The organism is Streptomyces sp. NPDC050287, assembly GCF_044459385.1.
GTDB lineage: Bacteria > Actinomycetota > Actinomycetes > Streptomycetales > Streptomycetaceae > Streptomyces.
Genome location: NZ_JBITIY010000005.1, coordinates 289,908 through 313,015 on the forward strand (window position 1 = coordinate 289,908; position 23,108 = coordinate 313,015).

Annotated in this window: 12 protein-coding genes; 2 read left to right on the plus strand and 10 right to left on the minus strand. The window is 73.4% G+C overall.

The annotated features are described in order from the left end of the window. Nucleotides 1–12 precede the first annotated feature (12 nt). From ACIBK3_RS19950 to manD, 10 genes are all read right to left on the minus strand, one after another. A complete protein-coding gene (locus ACIBK3_RS19950; RefSeq protein WP_399367057.1) occupies nucleotides 13–1,290 on the minus strand; it encodes a VWA-like domain-containing protein in 1,278 nt (425 codons plus the stop codon). A 26-nt stretch (nucleotides 1,291–1,316) separates the two neighbouring features. Continuing rightward, entirely contained in the window at nucleotides 1,317–2,585 is a 1,269-nt protein-coding gene (locus ACIBK3_RS19955) for an AAA family ATPase (protein WP_399367059.1), read from the minus strand. Between the two features lie 266 nt (nucleotides 2,586–2,851). Continuing rightward, nucleotides 2,852–4,255 carry a hypothetical protein gene (locus ACIBK3_RS19960; protein ID WP_399367061.1) on the minus strand — a complete coding sequence of 468 codons (1,404 nt, stop codon included), beginning with the start codon at nucleotides 4,253–4,255 and terminating at the stop codon, nucleotides 2,852–2,854. 72 nt (nucleotides 4,256–4,327) lie between these two features. Next, complete coding sequence (locus ACIBK3_RS19965) at nucleotides 4,328–5,830, minus strand: tryptophan 7-halogenase (protein WP_399367063.1); 1,503 nt, start codon at nucleotides 5,828–5,830, stop codon at nucleotides 4,328–4,330. Continuing rightward, nucleotides 5,827–13,965, minus strand: a complete 8,139-nt coding sequence (locus ACIBK3_RS19970; RefSeq protein ID WP_399367065.1) for an SDR family NAD(P)-dependent oxidoreductase — start codon at nucleotides 13,963–13,965, stop codon at nucleotides 5,827–5,829. The genes ACIBK3_RS19965 and ACIBK3_RS19970 overlap by 4 nt, the downstream gene beginning before the upstream one ends. Nucleotides 13,966–14,111: 146 nt before the next feature. Then, nucleotides 14,112–14,942 (minus strand): DUF427 domain-containing protein, encoded by an 831-nt coding sequence (locus ACIBK3_RS19975; protein WP_399367067.1) that lies wholly within the window; start codon nucleotides 14,940–14,942, stop codon nucleotides 14,112–14,114. Between the two features lie 239 nt (nucleotides 14,943–15,181). Further along, entirely contained in the window at nucleotides 15,182–16,264 is a 1,083-nt protein-coding gene (locus ACIBK3_RS19980; RefSeq protein ID WP_399367069.1) for an L-idonate 5-dehydrogenase, read from the minus strand. Then, nucleotides 16,261–17,655, minus strand: a complete 1,395-nt coding sequence (locus ACIBK3_RS19985) for an MFS transporter (RefSeq protein ID WP_399367072.1) — start codon at nucleotides 17,653–17,655, stop codon at nucleotides 16,261–16,263. The genes ACIBK3_RS19980 and ACIBK3_RS19985 overlap by 4 nt, the downstream gene beginning before the upstream one ends. A gap of 105 nt (nucleotides 17,656–17,760) precedes the next feature. Continuing rightward, nucleotides 17,761–19,212: a mannitol dehydrogenase family protein gene (locus ACIBK3_RS19990; RefSeq protein ID WP_399367074.1), complete on the minus strand. Its 1,452-nt coding sequence runs from the start codon at nucleotides 19,210–19,212 to the stop codon at nucleotides 17,761–17,763. Next, nucleotides 19,209–20,417 (minus strand): D-mannonate dehydratase ManD, encoded by a 1,209-nt coding sequence (gene manD / locus ACIBK3_RS19995; protein ID WP_399367801.1) that lies wholly within the window; start codon nucleotides 20,415–20,417, stop codon nucleotides 19,209–19,211. Before manD ends, ACIBK3_RS19990 begins: the two co-directional genes overlap by 4 nt. A gap of 174 nt (nucleotides 20,418–20,591) precedes the next feature. On the opposite strand from manD, the gene ACIBK3_RS20000 reads away from it, so the two are divergent. After that, on the plus strand, nucleotides 20,592–21,305 hold the full coding sequence (locus ACIBK3_RS20000) for a GntR family transcriptional regulator (RefSeq protein ID WP_399367076.1): 714 nt from the start codon (nucleotides 20,592–20,594) through the stop codon (nucleotides 21,303–21,305). A 190-nt stretch (nucleotides 21,306–21,495) separates the two neighbouring features. Continuing rightward, nucleotides 21,496–22,977 (plus strand): MFS transporter, encoded by a 1,482-nt coding sequence (locus ACIBK3_RS20005; protein WP_399367803.1) that lies wholly within the window; start codon nucleotides 21,496–21,498, stop codon nucleotides 22,975–22,977. The last annotated feature ends 131 nt before the right edge of the window (nucleotides 22,978–23,108 follow it).

Consider the following 23,108-nt stretch of genomic DNA (forward strand, 5'->3'; position numbering starts at 1 on the left):
AAGGGTGCGGTGCTACCCGATATCGACGACCCGTGCCCACACGGGCGGTGAGTCCGGTACGTAGTCGGGGTCGTTCTCGTCCCAGGAGTCGCCCCCGTGCTGCCGGGGGAACAGCCCCACCACGGTCCGGCAGGGCGGCCTGCTGTCCGGCCAGGGGGTCTGGCCGTCGGTCAGGACCACGACGACGTCGGGGCGGGGCCTGGCGCGGAGGGCTCTGGCGAAGCCCGCGCGCAGGTCCGTACCGCCACCTCCGGTCAGCGGGATCCCCTCCGCGCGGCACAGCCGGTGCACCACGTCGGCCGCCGCGTCGCACGGCACCACCGTGACCAGGTCGCGGCGGCCGCCCACGGCCCGGGAGATCGCGGCGACCTCCAGCAGCGCGCTGCCCAGTTCGGCGTCGCTGACCGAGCCGGACGTGTCGATGACGACACAGACCCGGGGCGGCCTGCGCCGCAGGCTCGGCAGGACCGCGCCGGGCACACCGGCCGAGCGGCGCGACGGCCGGCCGTACGTGTAGTCCTCGCCCGCGCCGGGACCGGAGGCCGCCGAGCGGACCGCCGCTCCCAGCAACTCCCGCCAGGGCTGCGGCGGATGGAACGCCTCCTCCGCCCACCGCTGCCACCCCTGGGGGGCATGCCCCGGCCGGGCGGTGATGCCCTGCGCCACACGGAAGCGGACGGCGTCCCGTTCCTGCGCGCTGAGGCCGTGCGCGCCGTCCGGGCCCAGGTCCCATTCCCGGTCCAGCCCGTCGGCGCCGCTGCCGCAGTCCAGCCACGCCAGGTCCCCCAGACGCGGCCCGAGCCGGAACTGACGCAGATAGTCCTCCATGAGCTGCCCCACCGGCAGCATCAGGGTCGACGGCACGACGGCGCCTTCCGGCCGCACCAGTCCGTCGCCGAACACGTCGTCGTTGATCTCGCAGTCCGCGGCGATGTTCATCCGCAGCCGTTCCCCGGCCCCGGTCAGCCCGCGCTCCCGCGCCACCCGGTCACTGCGTCCGTGATGGTCGCGCAGCAGATGGGACACCTCGTGCACCCACACCCCGGCCAGTTCCTCCACCGGCGTCCGGTCCACGAACCTCGGGGAGACATAACACCGCCAGTGCCGGTCGACGGCCATCGTCGGAACCCGCCGCGACTCGACCGGGTGCAGAGCGAAGAGGGCAGTCGCCAGATAGGGCCGGGCCCGGGCGGCCTGCAACCGCGCGGCGAAGAGCTTGTCGAGGTCCAACGTCCCTGGCCTGTCCGTCGTCCTTGGCGTGTCCGTCGTCCCTGGGGTGCTTGTTGTCATCGGTGCTGTCACCGGTGTGCCTGTTGTCATCGGCGGCCCTTCGCCGCGGCCTCGGCCCTGGCGGCCGCCTGGTCCGCGTGCCGGGACAGGGAGACCACCCCGGCGAGTCGCTCGATCGATTCCGGTACGTCCCAGTCCTCGCGGCGCAGCGTGGCGAGGGTGGTCGCCGGGACGACCACCAGGTCGGGGGCGCCGGTTTCCAGTGCCCGGACGAGGAGCGCCCATGCCGCGTCCCAGCGGGTCCGCTCCGGCCGTTTGCGCACCGCCGCCACCACCCCGTCGAGCACGGCCTGGCGCAGATCCCCCCGCTCGGGCAGATCGGCGGCGGCCGGGTCGGCGAGCAGCACCTCCGGGTCCGGGAGGTCCAGCCGGTCCAGGCTCGCCAGCAGTTCCAGCCCCGGACCGTCCCCGACCGTGCCCCGGACCAGCAGGGACAGCACCTCCCGGGAGGAGCCGGCCGCAGTCGCGAAGGCGATCAGGGACAGCGTCATCTCCCAGCTGCGGGGTGAGGGCCAGGGACCGCCGCGGCGCGTCTCGTTGCTGGGCAGCCGGTGCACGAGCCCGGGGCGCGCCGCAAGGAGCCCGCACACCGCACGGCGGGCGAAGTCCACGGCCTGAGGCAGCCTCGCCGGGTCGAGCCGGGGCAGGGTGGCCCGGGGCCAGGTACCGCCGAGGCCGCGTACGACGACCTCGTGGTCGTGGGTCCACTGCAGATGCACGAACCGGTTGGCCAGGGGCGGACTCAGCTCCCAGCCGTCGGCCGCCGAGGACCGCGGGTTGGCGGCGGCCACGATGCGCACGCCGGGCGGCAGTTGGAGGGAACCGATCCGCCGCTCCAGCACCAGGCGCAGCAGCGCCGCCTGCACGGCGGGCGGCGCGGTGGACAGCTCGTCCAGGAACAGCAGTCCCCGCCCGGCCCGCACCAGCCGCACGGCCCAGTCCGGCGGGGCCATCGGGACACCCTGGTGCGCGGGATCGTCTCCTACGACGGGCAGCCCCGAGAAGTCGGACGGCTCGTGCACGCTGGCGATCACCGTGGTCAGCGGAAGGTCCAGGGCCGCGGCGAGCTGGGTGAGCGCCGCGGTCTTGCCGATCCCCGGCTCACCCCACAGCAGCACGGGCAGATCGGCGGCCACGGCCAGCGTCAGCGCCTCCAGCTGGATGTCGGGGCGCGGTTCGGTGGCCGAGTCTCGCAACAGGGCCAACAACTCGCCGGCCAGGTCTAGTTGGGACGCGGGGGCCGGGTCGGCGGGGGTGGGGGTGGTGAGAGCGATGGACGGGGTGCGTGTGGGCATGTGTGAGCACCTTTGGGTTCGGGGGTGAGCCGAGTGAGTGGGGCCGGAGCGCCCGGGGTGGGTGAGAAGTGCGGTGGTGCACGGGACACGAGGCCCCGGGCCGGTGAAAGACGATGTGGGCCGCGAGCAGGAACTCCCGGGCCAGACGAAAGAGACGTGGTCCGGAAACCGGAGCTTCCAGGTCGGTGGAGAGGGACGTGGTCCGGAAACCGGAGCTTCCGGGCCGGTCGGAAGCAACGTCGGCCGGAAACAGAGGCTCCCGGATCTCAGCGGAGTGTGCCGTACCGCGTCCGCGTGCGGCCGGTACTCGGACGGCGGCGCTCCTCGTACAGGCCGATGTGGCCGGGGCCGGGCCCGATCATGCCCGCCCTGAACAGGCCGTAGGTGATCCGGCGCCGTGCGGCCGCTTCCAGCTCGTCCCGCAGCGCCCCGTCGCGCAGCACCGCGTCGGGGCCCAGCAGCCCCTCGACGACGGCCAGCGCGCCGGCGATGTCGCCGTGGGCGAGGCGTTCGCGGACGTCGGTGAGGCACTCCGGATGACGGTGTGCGTCGTCGATCGCCTGGAGACAGGGGAGCGGCGTGCCGGTCAGGGCCACCAGCAGTTCCTCGCGCCGGAGTTCGGCCGGGTCGTGGTCCAGTGCGGCCAGCACCCCGTCGACCAGCCCGATCCGGTGCCGCGCTCCCCGACACTCCACGAGCCGCGGCTGTCCGGCCCGGTCCGGAAGCCTGGCCGGGCCGGCCGGTGAGCGGTCCGGTACGAGTGCCGACGCGACCAGCGGGTGCAGCCGCTCGGCCTCGATCGCACCGGCGCGCAGCAGCTCCAGATCGGGCGGCACCCAGGTCGCCGCATCGGGCAGGACCGGCAGCGCGGAGGCATCGCCCTCCGGGGACGCCGCGATCCGTACCGTGGGCGGTCCCAGGCCCTTGTCGTCCGTGACCAGGTCCAGGACCAGGCGCTGCCGGGCACCGAGCCGCACGGCGACGGGGCCGGTGGGCCGCCCCTCGGCGTGGAGCAGGAGCTCCGCCTCGGCCGCCCATCGGCCGACGGCACAGCGGCGCCCGTGCCCCTGTGGAACCCTCGCCAACAGATCGGGGTCCGTCAGGGGAGAGGCGTCGGGCGGCCGGTCCGCGCCGGACCGGGTCCGCAGCTCGTCGGTCCTGCGGGCGTCCCAGAGGTGGCGGTGCAGGTCGAGACGGAACCGCCGGCTGGGCCGGGGATGCGGATGCCGGCGGTCGCCGGCCTCGGCGCGGGAGCCGCCCCACAGCGCGAGGCTGAACCGCTGACCGGCGTCGGCCCAGGCCGGCGGGGTCCGCACGACGAGGTGCACCGGACCGTCGCGCCCCGCTGCCCCGTACCGGGCCAGCGCCAGCGTCAGCCCCGGGCGCAGCAGTCCGTCGGGAGCGATCCTCGGCAGGTGCCAGCGCAGCAGGTCGGGCGCCAAGTGCCGGAGATCTGCGCGGATTCGGGCCGCGAACTCCCGGCCGTGTGTCAGCGCGACGGATCGTAGGTCGAGATCGACGTCGATGCCTGCGGCGGCACACGCTCCCGCCCAGTCCCCGACGGAACGCCGGGCGGTCGCAGTCTCGATCATTGAAGGTGGCACGGCGAACTCGCGCACGCGCGACCAGAAGGAAAGGCGGAAATCCCCATATGCGGTGTCAGTGAGCATCAGCACTCACCTTGCGCGGACGGGACCCCCATTCTGCCAACAGAGTGAGTCGTCATCGCCGCAGAGCATAGCTCAGCGGCCGGGTTCCCTCCACAGCAATCCGTCCTCCGAGGCCACGAGGCCGCCGGGGCGCAGCGGTGTCTCGTTCTCCAACGGGCCCCCGAACACGCCGCGTTCCTGGAGGACGGCCCCTTCCTGGAACACCTGCCGGACGCTGGCGGTCTCGAAGAGCGGGTTGCGCAGACCGTCGGAGCCGGGGAGCCGCCCCACGGCCTCGTCGAGTGCCGAGGAGGCCGAAGCGAGCCGGGTACCCGCGTCCTCGGCGCCGGCGAGCGACGCGTCGCCGGAGGCCAGGCCGCCCACCAGGTCCACGAACGCCTCGAGTTCGGTCGCGCCGACGTTGGTGACCTTGCGGGCCTTCCAGAAGTACGACCGCTCGTCCTGGTGCATGTCGTAGAAGGAGACCAGGAACTCGTAGAAGAGGCTGTACTCGTGCCGGTAGCGGGCCTGGAACTCGTCGAACAGCCGGTCCTCGGCGAGGGTTCCGGCGAGGCCGCTGTTGAGGGACCGGGCCGCGAGCAGGGCGCCGTACGTGGCGAGGTGCACCCCGGAGGACAGCACCGGGTCGACGAAGCAGGCCGCGTCTCCGACCAGCACCATGCCGGGCCGCCACAGCCGGGACTTCCAGTACGACCAGTCCCTGCGCACCCGCACCCGGTCGTACGGCGGTTCGGTGGACTGCGGCACCCCGTGCAGGAGGTCGCGGATCTCGGGGCACGAGCCGATCAGCCGCCGCCAGGCCGCCACGGGGTCCCGCTGGATCTCGGCGGCGGTCTCCCGGCTCACCACCGCACCCACGCTCGTGAGGTCGTCCCGCAGCGGGATGTACCAGATCCAGCCCTCGTCGAAGGCGGCGCAGAAGATGTTGCCGTCGTTCGGCTCCGGCAGCCGCGCGCCCCCGGCGAAGTAGCCGAACACCGCGATGTTCCGGAAGAAGTCGGAGTACGTCCGCCCGCCGCCGACCTCGCCGTGGATCCTGCTGCCGTTGCCCGAGGCGTCCACGACGTACCGGGCCCGGGCCTCGCTCAGTTCGCCGCCGGGGCCGGTCCAGCCCACGCCCCGGACGCGTTCCCCGTCGGCGAGCACGCCGGTCACACGGCAGCCCTCGCGCACGTCCACGCCGACCCGGCGGGCGTTGTCCAGGAGGATCGCGTCGAACCGGGAGCGCTCGACCTGGTAGGCGAACGAGGTCGGGTCGGCCAGCCGGGGCGACAGGGCGAAGGAGAACTGCCACGGGTCGCGGTTGCGGCCCCACCGGAAGGTGCCGCCGCGCTTCAGTCTGAAGCCCGCCCGGGCGACCTCGTCCTCGACGCCCAGGATGCGGCACACGCCGTGCACGGTGCTGGGCAGCAGCGACTCGCCGATCTGATAGCGCGGGAAGGTCTGCTGCTCCAGCAGGAGCACGCGGTGGCCGCGCATCGCGACGGCCGCGGCGGCGGTGGCGCCCGCCGGGCCACCGCCCACGACGACCACGTCGCACTCCTCGACCGGCGTCTGCTCACCGAGGGGGTTCATGGTGCTCCTTCCGCGGTCGGCGCCGAGGGCGCGTCCGGGTGACTGAGGGAGGCGACCCAGGCGCGGACGGCCCGGGCCGTGGTAGGGGCGTGTTCCTGAAGGAACGAGAAGTGGTCGCCGGGGACCTCGACGCGCGCGTGCGGCAGCGGCCAGGAGGTACGCCACTCGTCCGGGCCCGCTCCGGCCGCCATCTCGGGAGTCGGCTGTGCGGCCCGTACCAGCAGGGTGGGGGTGTCGACGGGTTCCGGGTGCCAGTCGAGGAACATGCGTGTGTACGCGCCCAGCGCCGCCACACCGGCGTCCTCGTCCCCGGCGAACTGGTCCCCGCCCAGGCGGGGCGCGATGACGGCCGGCAGGGACAGCAGCCAGTCCTTGTCCTTGTTGCCGTCGTCGATGAGATACGTGTCGAGCAGCACCTGCCCGGCGGGAGCGGCTCCCACGGCTTCGAGGCGCCGGGTGACGGCGTGGGCGACGACACCTCCGGTGGAGGCGCCGACGATCACGAAGGGCCGGTCGCCGACCTGCCGCAGCACCGTCTCGGCATGGGTCCGGGCGAGTGTGTCCCGGTCGGCCGGTACGGCGTCGTCCGTGCCGAAGCCGGGGTGCGGGAACTCGAGGACGTCCCACTCACCCCGGAAGCAGTCGTGGAAGCGGGCGAACTCCCCGCTCGGGGCGGCGAAGGGCGGGTGGTACGCGGTGAAGAACACGACCACCGGGCCCTCGCCCGAGCCCTCGGCCCGCCGCAGCGGCGGGAGAGCGTGCTCCCGGCTGCCGGCCAGGTCGAAGGTCGGCACCGCGGGGGACGCCGAGACCAGCATGCGCATCGCGGGGACCACCTGGCCGATCTCGCACAGACGGCGGTAGAGCGAGGACAGGGTCGGCGCGGGCCGGCTGTCCGCCGGGTCCTGCTCCTCGGCGGTCACCGGCAGGTCGTCGAGCAGGCCGAGGACGTGCCGGGCCAGTTGCGGTGCCGTCGGGTGCTCGAACACCACGGCGGCGGGCAGCCGGAGCCGCAGGGCCATGCTCAGCCGGTTGCGGACCTGGACCGCCATCAGGGAGTCGAAACCCAGCTCGACGAAGGACTTGCCGGCCGGCAGCGCCCCGGCGTCCGGATATCCGAGCACCGCCGCCACGTCACCGCGCATCAACTCCGCGAGTCTGCCTTCGCGTTGCCCGGCCGGCAGTGCGGCCAGCACCTTCCGCCAGGCCCCCGGCTCCCACGGCTGCCCGTCGCCGGACGCGGAGGTCGTCGCGGTATCGGGGGTCCCCGTTCGGGCGGCGGGGCCGCGCCGGCTCACCAGTCGGCGCAGCAAGGGCGGCAGGGGGCCCGGGGCGGAACGGAGGACGGCCCGGTCCAGCAGGAGGGGAGCCAGCACGGGCTGGTCCGCCTGGAGCGCCGCGTCGAACAGGGCCAGACCCTGCTCCACGGAGAGCGCACGGAGCACGTCACCGGACCTCTCCGCACGGAGGTGCCCGGCGGCCATCCCACCGCCCGCCTCCCACGGGCCCCACGCCAGGGAGACCGCCGGCAGTCCCCGTGCGGTGCGGTGCCGGGCCAGGGCGTCCAGGAAGGAGTTCGCCGCCGCGTAGTTGGCCTGGCCGGCGCGCCCCAGCAACCCGGACACCGACGAGAACAGGACGAACGCCGACAGGCCGAGGTCCCGGGTCAGCTCGTGCAGATGCCAGGCCGCGTCCGCCTTCGGCCGGAGCACGGCGGCCATCCGCTCAGGGGTCAGCGCGGCCAGTACGCCGTCGTCCAGCACGCCGGCCGCGTGCACCACACCGGTCAGCGCGGGCGCACAGCCCTTGACCACCTCGGCGAGCGCGGCACGGTCGGCCGCGTCGCAGGCCACGATCCGCACCTCGGCGCCCAACTCCTCGAGGGAACCGCGCAGTTCCTCCGCACCGGGAGCCTGGGGCCCCTTCCTTCCGGTGAGCAGCAGGTGTCGTACGCCGTGCGAGGTGACCAGATGGCGGGCCAGTTCCGCACCCAGCGCACCGGTACCGCCGGTGATCAGCACCGTGCCGTCCGGGCCGAAGGCGCGGGGGTCGCCGTCCTGGCGTCGCCGAGGTGCCTCCTGAGGTGCCGGGACCAACCGGGGGACGGTCAACTGTCCGGCGCTGATCGCCAGTTGAGGCTCACCGGTGGCCACCGCCGCGGGCAGCAGCCGCAGGGACTCGGACCGCCCGTCCACGTCGACGAGGACGACCCGCCCGGGCAGCTCCGACTGGGCCGTCCGCACCAGCCCCCACACTGCGGCACCGGCGAGATCGGGCTCCGGCGCGGTCGCGTCGCGCGTCACCACGACCAGGCGCGCCCCCGCCGTCCGCGGGTCGTCCTGCCAGTCCTGCACCGCGCGCAGCACCCTGCCCGTCAGCAGGCGTACGTCGGACAGTGGGTCGGCGTCCCCGGAAAGGCCGATGGCCGTGACGACGACGGTGTCCGGTGCGGACACCGTGCTCGCGACCAGGCCGGGGAGAAACCCGGCCAGGCCCAGTTGGTCCGGGCCCACGAGCGACCAGTGTCCGCCGCCCTCGGCCTGCCCGTCGTCGGGCAGGGCCACGGCTGTCCAGTGGGGGCGCAGCAGAGCGTGCCGCCCCCCGTCGGGCCCTGCTGTGCGCGGCAGTTCGCGGGTGGTCAGGGACGCCACCCGTGCCACCGGCCGGCCCTTCGGGTCGGTGAGGGTCACCGAGACCGTGTCGGCCCCGGCCGGGGAGACCCGTACCCGTACCTCCGGCACCCCTGCCGCGTACAGACGTACACCGTTCCACGCGAACGGCACGCGGATCGGGCCGGATCCGGCCCCGGTGAGCAGGGGCGCGTGCAGTGCCGCGTCCAGCAGCGCCGGATGGATCCCGAACCGGTCCGCCACCGTCGACTCGGGCTCGGGCAGCCGTACGTCCGCGAACAGTTCGTCGCCGCGCCGCCATGCGGCCCGTACGCCCCGGAAGGCCGGCCCGTAGGCGAGGCCGCCGTCCGCAAGGCGGTCGTAGGCGTCGGTGAGGTCCACCTCGGTCGAGTCCTGTGGGGGCCACACCACCTGTTCCGGGTCCGCGGGTGAGCTGTCCAGGGTCCCGACGAGCCCGGTGGCGTGCCGGGTCCAGGCGGGCTCGGGCCCGTCCGGGGTGGGCTCGGGCCCGTTCGTGGCGGGCTCGTCGGGGCGGGAGTAGAGGTCGACCGGGCGTTTGCCGGAGCCGTTCGCAGGGCCCACCACTACCTGGAGCCGGACCGCACCGTCCCCGGACAGGGTGAGCGGTGTCAGGATCACCAGTTCGTCGAGCGCGCCGCCCCCGGCCTCCCCGCCCGCGCGCACGGCCAACTCCACGAAAACCGTCGCGGGCACCAGGAGGGACCCGGCGATCACGTGGTCGGCGAGCCACGGGTGGGTCGTCGTGGAGAGCAGGGCGGAGAACACCGTCCGGTCGGTGTCCGGCACCGCGAACGCCGGACCCAGCAGGGGATGCCCGTGGGCGGCGGCCGTCGCGGCCGGGGTGCGCGGTGCCTCCAGCCAGTACCGGCGCCGCTGGAAGGCATAGGTCGGCAGGTCCACCCGCCGTGCCCCGCTCCCGGCGAACACGGCGGGCCAGTCGGTACGGCCCCCGCGCACCTGGAGCCGGGCCACGGCGGACAGGAGGGAGTCCGGCTCGGGTTCGCCGCCGCGAACCGTGGCGGCGCACAGAGGGCCGTCGCCGTCCGCACCGGTCAGACAGTCCTCGGCGGCCGCCGTGAGTGTGGCACCGGGGCCTATTTCCAGGAACGCCCCGACCCCGTTGTCCCGCAGCCGGCGCACGGCGTCGGCGAACCGTACCGGCAGCCGGGCGTGCCGGACCCAGTACTCCGGGGAACACAGCTCCTCGGCCTCGGCCGGGCGGCCCGTCACGGTCGAGACGACCGGGATCCGCGGCGGCCGGAAGGCGAGCCCTTCGGCGACCCGGCGGAAGTCGTCGAGCATCGGCTCCACCAGTGGCGAGTGGAAGGCGTGGCCCACCCGCAGACGTACGGTCCGGCGGCCGCGCGCCTCGAACCCCGCCGCGAGAGCCAGCACCGCGTCCCGCTCGCCGGAAACCACCACCGAGCGCGGCCCGTTGACGGAGGCGATCGCCACCCGGTCACCGCGGTCGGCCAGGGCGTCGAGGACCTCGTCCTCCGTCGCGTGCAGCGCCACCATCGCCCCGCCCTGGGGCAGGGCCTGCATCAGCCGGCCGCGGGCCGCGACGAGTGCCGCCGCGTCGGGAAGGTCCAGGACACCGGCGACATGGGCCGCCGCCAGCTCCCCCACGGAATGGCCGGCCAGGAAGTCGGCCCGTACGCCCCAGGTCTCCAGCAGCCGGAACAGCGCCACCTCGAAGGCGAAGAGTCCGGCCTGGGTGAAGTCCGTGCGGTCGAGCAGCGCGGCTTCCCACGATCCCGGATCGGCGGACAGCACGACACCCAGCGGCCGTTCGAGACGGGCGTCCAGCTCCCGGCAGACCTCGTCGAACGCGGCGGCGAAGACGGGGAAAGCCACGCGCAACTCACCGCCCATACCGGAGCGTTGGGCTCCCTGGCCGGTGAACAGGAAGGCCGTGCGGATGCCCGGATCCGCGACGGCCCGGATCGAGTCGACGCCGGTCCCGCCCTCGGCGAGTGTCGTCAGCGTGGCCAGCATCCGCGCCCGGTCGCCGGCCGGCACCATCGCCCGGTGGGCCAGAGCCGGCCTCGACACGGCCAGGGAGAAACCGACGTCGGTCGCCGACAGGTCGGGGCGGTGCGCGAGGTGGTCCGCCAGTCGGGCCGCCTGGGCGCGCAGGGCGCTGTCGTCGGCGCCGGAGAGCAGCCAGGGCATCGGCGGCGCCGGGACTTCGGGCCCGGTACCGGCCGGCTGCGGGGGCTCCTCCAGGATCACGTGCGCGTTCGTCCCGCCGATGCCGAAGGCCGACACACCGGCCCGGCGGGGCCCGGCCGGTGTCGCCGGCCACGGCAGGGCCTCGGTCAGCAGCTCCACGCGGCCGGCGGACCAGTCGACGTGCGGGGTGGGTGTGCCGGCGTGCAGGGTCCGGGGGAGCTCCCCGTGTCGCATGGCCTGCACCATCTTGATGACCCCGGCGACCCCGGCTGCCGCCTGGGTGTGCCCCAGGTTGGACTTCACCGAGCCCAGTCGCAGCGGCGGCCGGTCCGCACCGCGACCCTGGCCGTACGTGGCGAGCAGGGCGCGCGCCTCGACGGGGTCGCCGAGTGTGGTGCCCGTACCGTGCGCCTCCACCGCGTCCACGTCCTGCGGACGCAGCCCGGCCTCCGCCAACGCCGTTTCGATCAGCCGCTGCTGGGCCTGTCCGTTGGGGGCCGTCAGCCCGTTGGAGGCACCGTCGGAGTTGACGGCCGAGCCGCGCAGCACGGCCAGCACCGGGTGACCGTGCCGTCGGGCGTCGGACAGCCGCTCCAGCAGCACCAGACCCGCGCCCTCGCCCCAGGCGGTGCCGTCCGCGGACGCCGAGAACGACTTGCAGCGCCCGTCGGGCGCCAGGCCCCGCTGGCGGCTGAACGCGGTGAACGGCTTGGGCGTCGCCATCACCGTGACCCCGCCCGCCAGGGCCAGGGAGCACTCGCCCGAGCGCAGTGCCCGCGCCGCCCAGTGCAGCGCCACCAGCGAGGAGGAGCAGGCGGTGTCGATCGTGATCGAGGGCCCGCGCAGGCCGTACACGTAGGAGATCCGGCCGGAGGCCACGCTGCCCGCCGAGCCCAGGGCGAGGTGGGCCTCCAGTTCGTGCTGTCCGAAGCGGGCGGCGTAGTCGCCGTGCATCACGCCGACGAACACGCCGGTGTCGCTCTCGCGCAGCCCGGCCGGGTCGATGCCGGCCCGCTCCCACACCTCCCACGACGTCTCCAGCAGCAGCCGCTGCTGCGGATCCATCGCCTGCGCCTCCCGCGGCGCGATCCCGAACAGGCCCGCGTCGAACTCCGCGGCCCGGTGCAGGAACCCGCCGCGGCGGGTGTACGAGGTCCCGACGCGGTCCGGGTCGGGGTCGTGGAGGGCGGCCAGGTCCCAGCCCCGGTCGGTGGGGAAGTCCGAGGTGGCGTCCCGGCCCTCCGACACCAGCCGCCACAGGTCCTCGGGGGAGTCGACATCACCCGGATACCGGCAGCCCATCGCGACGATCACCACCGGATCGGCCGCCGTCATGTCCGTGACGGGGTCAGCGGCCGAGGCCCCCGCCACGGCTGCCGGGGTGAAGAGTATGCCGTGCACATGCCGGGCCAGGGCGGCCGGTGTGGGGTGGTCGAAGACCAGCGTCGAGGGGAGCCGCAGACCGGTCGCCACGCCGAGCCGGTCGACCAGGGTGACGGCGCCCGCCGAGGTCAGACCGAGATCGGCGAAGGCCTGTTCGGCGGCGAGCGGTTCGTGCGGTCCGTCGCCGCAGACCGCGGCCGTCTCGACGAGCACCGCCTCGCGCAGCGCGCGTTCGCGGCCCTCCGGCGGCAGCGCCAGCAGCCGTCGGCGCAGGGCCCCGTCGGCCGCCGTGGGGGCGGGGCCGACTTCCCGTACGACCGCTTCCCGTACGACCGCGTCGCCCGAGACCGTCTCCCGTACGACGGCATGGCGGGCGATCTTGCCGGATGCCGTACGCGGCACGGCCGCGATCTCCCGTATCGCGACGGGGAGTTTGTACGCGGCCAACAGGGACCGGCACGCCGCGAGGATCCGCCGCGGGTCGATCCCGTCGGGTCCCGGTACGACGTAGGCCACCGGCACCTCGCCGAGGACCACGTGCGGTACGCCGACCACCACCGCGTCCCGTACCCCGGGACAGCGCAGCAGGGCCTGCTCGACCTCCTCGGGGTGGATGTTCTCCCCGCCGCGGATGATCAGTTCGCTGACCCGGCCGGTGAGGGTGAGATGGCCGTGTGCGACGCGCCGGCCGAGGTCACCGGTGCGGTAGAAGCCGTCCCGCAGCGCGGCCTCCGTTTCCTCGGGCCGGTTGTGGTACCCGGTCATCAGGCTCGGCCCGCGCACCCAGATCTCGCCCTCGGCACCGTCCGCGACCTCGTTGCCGGAGCCCGGGTCGACGATCCGCACCTCCATCCCCGGGACGGGGGATCCGCAGGACCCGTCGACGAGTGGCCCGCCCGGACGGTTCACCGCGATCATCCCGCAGGTCTCGGTGCTGCCGTACGCGTCGAGCAGCGGGGCGCCCAGCGACAACTCCACGGCCCGGCGCAGTTCCGGCGTGCTCGGCGCGCCCGCGACGACACAGGTCCGCAGGCCCGGCGGGGACTCGGTCGCCCCGGCCGCCGCCAGCAGTTGGTGGTAGGTGGCGGGCACCCCGGCAAGGACCGTGTAGGGGCCGCCCAGGACCGGGTGAGGTGCGCGCAGCTCACGCAACAGGCCTTCGGGCGGAAGGAGTTCGCCGGTGATCCTGGCTCCGGCACCGACGGCGGTGACGCCCAGGATGGCCAGGGAGTGACCGAAGCTGTGGAAGAGGGGGAGCGGCCAGAGCAGCCGGTCCTCGGCGGAGAGCCCGAACAGCGGGGCGTAGCAGGCCGCCGGGGACCACAGGGCGGCGCGCTGGGTGGACAGGACGCCCTTGGGACGGTGCGTGGTGCCGGAGGTGTAGAGGATCCAGGCCGGCTCGTCGAGCCCGAGGTCGTCCCGGGGCGGCTCGGGGGACTCGGCGTCGGCCACGGTCCCGCCGGCCACCCTCTCGAAGAGGACCGTGCCGTCGGGGGCGCCCCCGGGAATCGGTCCCTCGCCGGTGAGCAGGACGCGGGTACGACCGTGTTCGGGGCCCAGGCGGTGCAGCCGGGCGAGGTGCGCGGTGTCGGTGACAAGCACCGAGGCGCCGCTGTCCTCGAGGAAGTGGGCGAGTTCGACGTCGGAGGAGCGGGGGTTGAGAGGCACGCCGATCGCGCCCGCCCGGACGGTGGCGAGCACGCTCTCGACCATCTCCACCAGGTTGCCGAGGCAGATCGCGACCCGGTCGCCGCGCCGAAGGCCCGTCCGGGCGAGATGGGCGGCCAGTCGACCGGTGCGGCGCTCCAACTCGGCGTAGGTGACGGCGCGATGGTCGTCGGCGAACGCCACCCGGGACGGCGACCTCCCGGCGTGGGTCTTCAACAGCTGAGCCAACGGCCGGATCAGCTCGGCGTCGTGCGTCATGTTCCCGTCCTCCGGCCCGTGCGGTGACACCGCCGCCACCAAAATCGCCGCTCACCAACGAAGTTGAGCCTACGGGCGGACCGTCGGGTGATCGAACATTTCGAGGACCGGCGTTTTCCTGACCGGGCGCGGTGTCCGAGAGCCGGTCAGGCCCTGAGGGTGGCGGTGAACGGCGTGACCGGGCGCTCCAGGCCTTCGCCGTCCACGGTGATGTCCACGGCCTCGTTGTAGAAGGCGAGCAGGTCTTTCACGGCCGCCACCGCGGGCAGCGGGTCCGGGTAACTCCAGAGGATGTCGCGCGGCATGTCTCCCTCGCCGCTCCACGTCCAGTAGCGGGCCGTGCCCTTGTAGGGGCAGGCCGTGTGGTGGTCGGTGGGCTCGAACAGGTCGAGGCGGACATCCTCACGGGGGATGTAGTACCGCGTCGGCAGGCCGGTCTCGAACAGCAGCACCGGCCGACGGGTGTCCGCGACGGGCATGCCGGCCACCTCCACCTGGACGTGGCGGCTGCTGGGGAGGGCGTCGACGCGTTTGTGCGGGTCACGGGGGTGGACGAAGATCTCTTCCTCCTCCTCGTACCAGTGGTCCAGGCCGCTGTACCGGTGCCGGAACCACTCGAAGGCGATGTACCCCGCCAGGTCGTCGGCGGGGAAGGTCCAGGCCGCGTTCTGCACCACCTCTCCGCCGGCGTCGAGGTCGTAGAAGACCTGCGATCCGGTGTGGCTGCCCGTGCGGGGCTGCCGGGCCGGGCGCAGCAGGTCCTCGCGGACCTCCTCGCGCGGGAAGGCGTACAGCGGCACCGGAACGCCCGGCTCCCAGACCAGCAGCGGATGCCTGCTGTCGACGACGGTGACATCGCCTTTGCGCCCGCGCACCCAGCGTTCGCTGGGCTCCCACAGGAGGCCCTCGGGAGTGGTACGGATGCTCTGACCCGCGGGGTGAACGGGATGAACCGGCTGAGCGGGATGAGTGGTCATGGTCTGGTCTCCTCAGGCTCGCGCAGGAGGCGCCGAGTTCCTGTTCCCCTCCACTCCATTCCATCATGGGGCCGCAGTCTCCGAACGGGGCCGGGCGGGGGCGCCGGCGGAGTGGTCCCCGAGCCGACCAGGCCGCTCGGCAGTCCGGCGTGACGGAGGTCGTGCCTCAGCCGCCGGGCGCAGTAGCGCGGACCCGCGGACTCGGCGGCGGCGCCCCCCCCGGCCCCGCTCCCCAGCCGTCACGCCTCGCCCGTCAGCCGCAGCATGACCTTGCTGCTCCCGCTGCCCGGGTCCGCGGCGACGGTGAGCGCCTCCTCGGCCCGGTCGAGGGGGAAGCGGTGGGTGATCAGCGGGGTCACGTCCAGGCCGTCCGCGAGGGCGCGCAGCGCGTCGTCGATCTCGTCGACGAAGCGGTACGAGCCGATCCAGGTGATCTCCCGCGTCACCAGGTCGCCGAGCACGGCCTGGGCGGCCGTACCGGGCAGGTTGCCGACCTGGACGAGGGTGCCGCCGCGGGCCGTGGCCCGCAGCACCGGCCCGAGCGCGGCCGGGGCGCCGGACGCCTCGAAGACCACGTCCACCTCCTCGGGCAGGCCGTCGCCGCCGGACAGGTCACGTGTCTCGTCGGCGCCCATGGCGCGGGCGACCGCGAGCGACGAGGACGCCAGGTCGGCGGCGACGATCCTGCCCGCTCCCCGGTACCGGGCGGCGGCGACGACCAGCGAGCCGATCGGCCCGCAGCCGTTGACCAGGACCGTACGGCCGCGCAGCTGCGGCACCCGGCCGACGGCGTGCAGGGCGACGGCCAACGGCTCGGCGAGGGCCCCCTGTTGGGTGTCGACCCCGTCGGGGAGCGGCCGGATCTGGGGCGCGGGGACCGTCCGGTACTCGCTGAACCCGCCGTCGGTGTGCGGCTCGAAGGCCGCGGAGCCGAAGTAGCGGACGGACGGGTGGAGGTTGGTCCGGCCGGCGATGCGTTCGGGAAGGACGCCGTCGCCGACGAGTCGGGCCGGGTGGACGGTGACCGCCTGCCCCTCCTGGAGTCCGGTGACGCCGTCGCCGAGCGCGGCGATCCGGCCCGCGACCTCGTGTCCGAGCACGAGTGGATGGGCGAGCGAGGCCGTCCCGGACGCCCCCTTCTTCCAGTACGCGATGTCGGACCCGCAGATCCCGCCCCACTCCAGGGCGAGCAGCACCTCGCCGGGTCCGGGCACCGGCCGGTCGCGTCGGTCGATGCGCAGGTCGCCGGCGCCGTGCACGACGACCGCCTTCATCGGGCCGGTCGCGGGCCGCGCGGGGCCTCGCCGCGTGAGTGTGGTCATACGGCGTCCTCCAGGCGGACGAGATCCCGTCCGCGTGTCTCGGGCGCGAGCAGCGCGCTGACGAAGGTGATGAGGGAGTAGACGACGAGCATCGCCGCGATGGGCCACCAGCTCCCGGTGACGGCCGTGAGGGTGGCCGCGAGGACCGGGCCGATGGCGGTGGCGAGGATGCCGCCGATCTCCTTGGCGAGGGCGAGCTGGGTGAACCGGGTGCGGGAGCCGAAGAGTTCGGCCATGGTGACGCTCTCCAGCGAGAACAGGCCGAGGACACCGACGTTCAGTCCGAGGACCATGCCGAGCATCACGCCCGGGGTCGAGCCGGAGGTGATGAGGAGCATCACCGGGAAGGCGATGACCACGGTCAGCGCGGTGAGCACGAGGTAGACGACGCGGCGGCCGAAGCGGTCGCCGAGCAGACCGATCACCGGCACGGTGGCGAATCCCAGCAGCGAGCCGTACAGGATCGCGTCCGTCGGGACGGACCGGCCCACCGCCAGGTTGCTCGCGATGTATCCGACGAGGAACGTCTGCACCAGCCCGGAGTTGCCCGCCTGACCGAAGCGCAGCCCCAGCGCCAGGAAGAACGCCTTGCCTTTGCGCTGCCGGATCCCGGCGGCCAGGACGCCGCCCTCCCGCTCGTCGGCCGTCATGATCGCGGTCTCCACCTCGTCCTTGGCGAGCGCCACCCCGTCGACGACATCGGGCCGCTCCTCGAAGACCGGGCTCTCCTTGAGGCCGCGCCGCAGCCAGACCGCGAACAGCATCAGCGCGAAGCTCAGCAGGAACGGCAACCGCCAGCCCCAGGACAGCAGTTGCTCCTCGCTGAGCACCGCGAGCAGGATCGCCCACAGGCCGGAGGCGGCCAGCGTCCCGGAGTTGGTGCCGAGCGACACCAGCGAGGAGATCAGGCCACGCCGCCTGACGGGGGCGTACTCGGCCAGCAGCACGGTCGCGCCCGCGATCTCGGCTCCGGCGCCGAAGCCCTGCACCAGCCGCAGCACGACGAGCAGGACAGGCGCGAGGATGCCGATGGTGGCGTACGTGGGCAGGGCGCCGATCAGGGTGGTGGAGGCGCCCATCAGCAGGATGGTGAGGTACAGGACCTTCTTGCGGCCGATCCGGTCGCCCATCCGGCCGAAGTAGACCGCGCCGGCGAGCCGGGCGACGTATCCGACGCCGTAGGTCGCCATCGCGGCGATCAGTCCGATGGCCGGGCTGACGTCCGGGAAGAAGATCTTGTCGAAGACGATGGCGGCGGCCAGCGAGTAGAGCTGGAAGTCCATGAACTCCATGGCCGTGCCGAGCCAGCCGGAGACGGCGGCCCTGGCCAGATCGCGGGTGCTGCGTTGTGCGGGTTGCGTCTGCTGAGCGGCTGTGACGCTGTCCTTCATCGTGAACTCCGTTGTTCGGGAAGTGCGGTCGCGGCTCTTGTGTGGGAGGTGGCTCAGACGTGGGAGGTGGCTGGGGACACGGGGTGGTACAGAGGCGGTCCGGGGTCAGATCTCGACGCGTCCGGCCCGCAGTGCGGGCAGCCGGTCGGCGACGGCGGCGACGAGGGCGTCGTCCGCCGCCAGGTCCGCCGCACCGAGGACGCGCAACACCGCGCGTACCGTCTCGGCCGGGCGGGCGGCGGGCTCCCCGGTCTTCCAGCAGCCGGCGAGCGCCTCGGCCGCCGGGTCGGGGAGGGTGCCGTCGGCCGGGCGGGTGCTCAACACCCAGGCGGCGACGGCGAGTTCCAGCACGGGCGTGCTCGTACCACGGGCCCGCAGAGTCCTCAGTGCGGGCAGCCAGCGTTCCGTGATCTTCACGGATCCGTCGGTGCCGATCTGCCGCAGCAGGTGCCGCATCGCGGGATTGCGGAACCGTACGACAAGGTCCTCGGCGTACCGCGCCGGATCGGGGTGGCCCGCGGGGAGCGTCGGGGCGACCTCCGCGCACAGCGCCCGCACGAGCCGTTCGCCCCAGTCGGCCGCCATCGCCTCGGCGATCGTGGTGAGGCCCGCGGCCGTGCCGAGGTAGGCCAGCGCCGAGTGGGAGCCGTTCAGCAGCCGCAGCTTGGTCAGCTGGTACGGCGTCACGTCCGGGACGAACAGGGCGCCGTCCCGCTCCCAGGGCGGCCGGGGCGCGGCGAAGGAGTCCTCCAGCACCCACTGCCGGTACGGCTCGGCCGCCACGCACAGGGCGTCGCGTACACCGAGAGCGGCTTGTGCCGCCGCCCGGTCCGACTCGGCGGTCGCGGGCACGATCCGGTCCACGACCGTCGCGGGGAAGGCGACGGACGAGGCCATCAGGTCCAGGACCCGCGCCCGGTCCGGCCAGGCGGACGCCCGGACGAAGTCGTGGACGACCCGGCGCAGCGCGCCACCGTTGTCCGCCATGTTGTCGCAGGACACGACACTGATCGGCGGCGCGCCGGCCCGCATCCGCGCCGCCAGACCGGCGGCGAGGCGCCCGACCACCGTGCCGAGCGGCCCGGAGGAGGCCGCCGCGAGGTCGGCGGCGACCGGCGGGGCCGCGCTGTCCAGTCCGCCGGTCGAGGGGGAGCGGTGGTAGCCCTTCTCGGTGACGGTGAGCGTCACCACCGTCACTTCCGGGTCGGCGAGCAGGGCGTCGACGGCCTTGGCGTCGGGTCCCATGGCCAGCGCGTCCACGACCGAACCCACGACCCGCGTGCGGTGCCCGTCCGGACGGCGTTCGGTGACCGAGTACAGACAGTCCTGGTCCCGCAGGGCACGTGCGGTCTGCGCCGACCGGGGTGCGACCGCCGTGATGCCCCAGGGTTCGCCGGAGAGGGCGGCGGCACGCTCGGTGTACACCGCCTGGTGCGCCCGGTGGAAGGCGCCGAGACCGAAGTGGACGACCCGGGTGCGCAGCGCGGCGGGATCGACCGCGGGCCGCAGCCCGGGAGCGAGCCGGCCGGCCGCCGTACGGTTCAGCAGAGCGCTCACCAGTCGTGCACCGACCCGTCGAGGCGGCGCGCGACCGGAAGATAGCGCCGCTGGTAGGGGAACCGCTCGGCCGCCTTCTCGTCGTACTCGACGCCCAGGCCCGGCTCCTCGGAGGGGTGCAGCATCCCGTCGGCGAAGGTGACCCCGGAACGGAACACCTCGGCGGTCTCGTCGGGGTGGCCCATGTACTCCTGGATGCCGAAGTTCGGCACGGTCAGGTCGAGGTGGACGGCGGCGGCCATGCTGACAGGGGAGAGGTCGGTCGCCCCGTGGGAGCCTGTGCGTACGTGGTACAGGGCGGCGAGGTCGAAGATCCGCCGCAGGTGGGTGATGCCGCCGGCGTGCACGACGGTGGTGCGGACGTAGTCGACGAGCTGCTCGGTGATCAGGTGCTGGACGTCCCAGATCGAGTTCATCACCTCGCCGACCGCGATCGGCGTCGTGGTGTGCTGCCGGATCAGCCGGAACGCCTCCTGGTTCTCGGCCGGGGTGGGGTCCTCCATCCAGAACAGCCGGCAGCCCTCGACGCTCTTGCCGAACCGGGCCGCCTCGATCGGACTGAGCCGGTGGTGCACGTCGTGCAGCAGATGGAAACCGAAGCCGAAGCGTTCCCGTACCGCTTCCAGATAGGTGGGCGCGAAGCCGAGGTACGCCTCGGTGTCCCAGGGCTGCTCCTCGGGCAGTTCGGTCGCGGCGGGCTCGTAGACCTTGCCCTTGCGCACCCCGTACGTCCCGCCGATGTCGGGAACCGCCGCCTGCGCCCGGACGGCCTTGTAGCCCAGCTCCAGATAGCGCTCGACGTCGTCCAGGAGGGAGGGCACGTCGGTGCCGCTGGCGTGGGAGTAGACCAGGACGCCGTCCCGGGAGCGGCCGCCGAGGAGCTCGTAGACGGGCAGAGCGGCGACCTTGCCCTTGATGTCCCACAGGGCGGTGTCGACGGCGGCGATCGCGGTCATCGTGACCGGCCCGCGCCGCCAGTAGGCGCCCTTGTAGAGGTACTGCCACATGTCCTCGATGCGGGCCGGGTCCCGGCCGGTCAGCAGCGGGGCCAGGTGGTCGCGGAGATAACTCGCCACGGCCAGTTCACGGCCGTTGAGGGTGGCGTCACCGAGTCCGGTCACGCCGTCGGTTGTGGTGATGCGCAAGGTGACGAAGGTGCGGCCGGGGGAGGCGACGAACACCTCCACACGCTCGATCCTGCTCACTGCGGCTCCTTGGTCGGACTCCTCGGCGGACCCTTTCGAGTGCTCCGAGGCGGACTCCTCGGTCGGCTTCGCGGGCGGCTTCTCGTTCGCCTTCTCGGTCGCGAAGTACTTGTATACAAGCACTTGTCGTGGAGCAGGGCAATACTTGGTCGCCGGTCTACGTACGATGGGCCCATGGCTCCTACCAACGGCCGGCGGACGAGTCGGCGTGACATCTACCTGAAGTTGCGCCAGATGGTCCTGACCCTCGAACTCGCCCCGGGCGCCGCCCTGTCGGAGAACGAGCTCGCCGCCTCGCTGGGCGTCAGCCGCACCCCGGTGCGAGAGAGCCTGATCCTGCTGAGCCAGGAGGGCCTGGTGCAGGTCTTCCCGAAGATCGGGTCGTTCGTCTCCCGGGTGGACCCGGCGCAGGTCGCCGACGCGCAGTTCCTGCGGGAGGCGGTGGAACTCGCCTCGCTCGACGACCTGCCCGGCGACCTCGACGCCGCACTCGTCGACGAACTGCGGGACAACCTCAAGCGCCAGCGGCACGCGGACCTCGACCTGGAGGAGTTCTTCACCCTCGACGAGGCCTTCCACCACGGCCTGATGCGGCTGAGCGGCCACGGCGACGTCTGGACCACCGTCGCCGCCGCCAAGGGCCACCTCGACCGGGCCCGGCGTCTCGGCCTGCACGAGAACGTGTCCCCGGCCGTGTTCGCCGCCCAGCACCACGAGATCCTCGACGCGGTCGTCGGCGGGAACGTCCCGCTCGCCCGCACCGCCATGCGCACTCATCTGCGGGCCGTCTTCCAGGACATCGAACGCATCCGCGCGCACTCGCCGGAACTGTTCGCCGCCGACGCCTCCACGGTGCCGGTGCGGCGCAATGTCGTCGTCTGGGAGTGACCCGTCCCGGCCCCGGCGTTCGAGTGGTGAGACCCGTAGCACCGGCGTACGGTCGAACGGTGGACGCCACGTCCACCCATGCGTCGCGAGGGCCTGAGCCCCCGAGAGACGGCACCCCATGAGCAGCAGCCCGCAGCCGACCTCCGCGCCCCAGGCCACCACCCGGGAACCGGGCGGTGGCGGACACGCGATGGCCCTGCTGGTCATCGCCTCGTGTCAGCTGATGGTGGTCCTGGACATCACCATCGTGAACATCGCGCTGCCGAACATCCAGCGTTCCCTGGGCTTCTCCACCACCAGCCTGGCCTGGGTGGTCAACGCCTACACCCTCACCTTCGGCGGCCTGCTGCTGCTCGGCGGCCGCACCGGCGACATCCTCGGCAGACGGCGCGTGTTCGTCTTCGGCGTGCTGCTGTTCGCGCTCGCCTCCCTGCTCGGCGGGTTCGCCCAGAACGAGGCCCAACTCCTCGGCGCACGCGCCCTCCAGGGCGTCGGCGGCGCCATCGCCTCCCCGACCGCCCTCTCGCTGGTCAGCACGACCTTCCGCGAAGGCCCCGAACGCAACCGGGCCTTCGGGGTGTTCGCCGGGGTCTCGGCGGGCGGCGGCGCGATCGGGCTGCTCGCGGGCGGCATGCTCGTGCAGTGGCTGAACTGGCGGTGGGTCCTGTTCGTCAACGTCCCGATCGGGCTGCTCATCGCCCTCGCCACGCCCCGCTGGATCAGGGAGTCCGAACGCCACCCGGGCCGCTTCGACATCGCCGGCGCGCTGACCTCCACCGCCGGCATGGTCCTGCTGGTGTACGGGTTCATCAGGGCCGCGCAGGAGGGTTGGCGGGACCCGTTCACGCTGGCCTCGTTCGCCGGGGCCGTCGTCGTCCTCGCGGCCTTCATCCTGGTCGAACGCGGGTCCACGCAGCCGATCACGCCACTGCACATGTTCGCCGACCGCAACCGCGCCGGCACCTACGGCATCATGCTCTGCCTCGCCGCCGCGATCTTCGGCATGTTCTTCTTCCTCACCCTCTTCGTGCAGGACGTGCTGAACTTCAGCCCGCTGGCCACCGGGTTCGCCTTCCTGCCGGTCAGCGCGGTCATCGCGGTCGGCGCCGGGCTGGCCTCGCGGTTCCTGCCGACGTACGGCCCCAAGCCCTTCATGGTGGGCGGCGCGCTCCTGGCCGCCGCGGGCCTGGCCTGGCTGACCCTCACCGACGTCCACTCCACCTACGCGGGCAGCCTCCTCGGCCCGATCCTCGTCTTCGCCCTGGGCATGGGCATGGAGTTCGTCTCGCTCACCCTGATGGCCCTGTCCGACGTCTCGCCCCGGGAGACCGGCGCGGCCTCCGGACTCCTCAACGCCACCCAGCAGGTCGGCGGCTCGCTCGGGCTGTCCATCCTGGTCACGATGTTCGGTACGGCCAGCACGGACGAGGCCGCCGCACAGGTGCCGCGCTTCCTGTCCGAGGCGACCCCCGCCGAGCGCCTGCGCTTCCAGCACACCGGGCAGCTCCCGAGCCCCTGGTCCGACGAGGTCCTCACCTCAGGGGTCTCGGCGGCCTTCGTCGTGGCCGCGGTCTTCGCCGCGGTCGCCGCGCTGATCGCCCTCCTGGTCATCCAGGTCCGCCCCTCGGATCTGGAGCGTCTGAAGGGCGGGGCGGGTCCCGGACCGGTCTGAGCCCGCCCCATGCGCCGCCCGTGTCATTCCTTGCCCGTCCCATTCCGCGCGTCTGGCATTTTCCAGCCCGTGACATTCCTTCGACGTGACCCGGGTCTCATGGCAGGGTCGGGGTATAGCCGGGACCATGG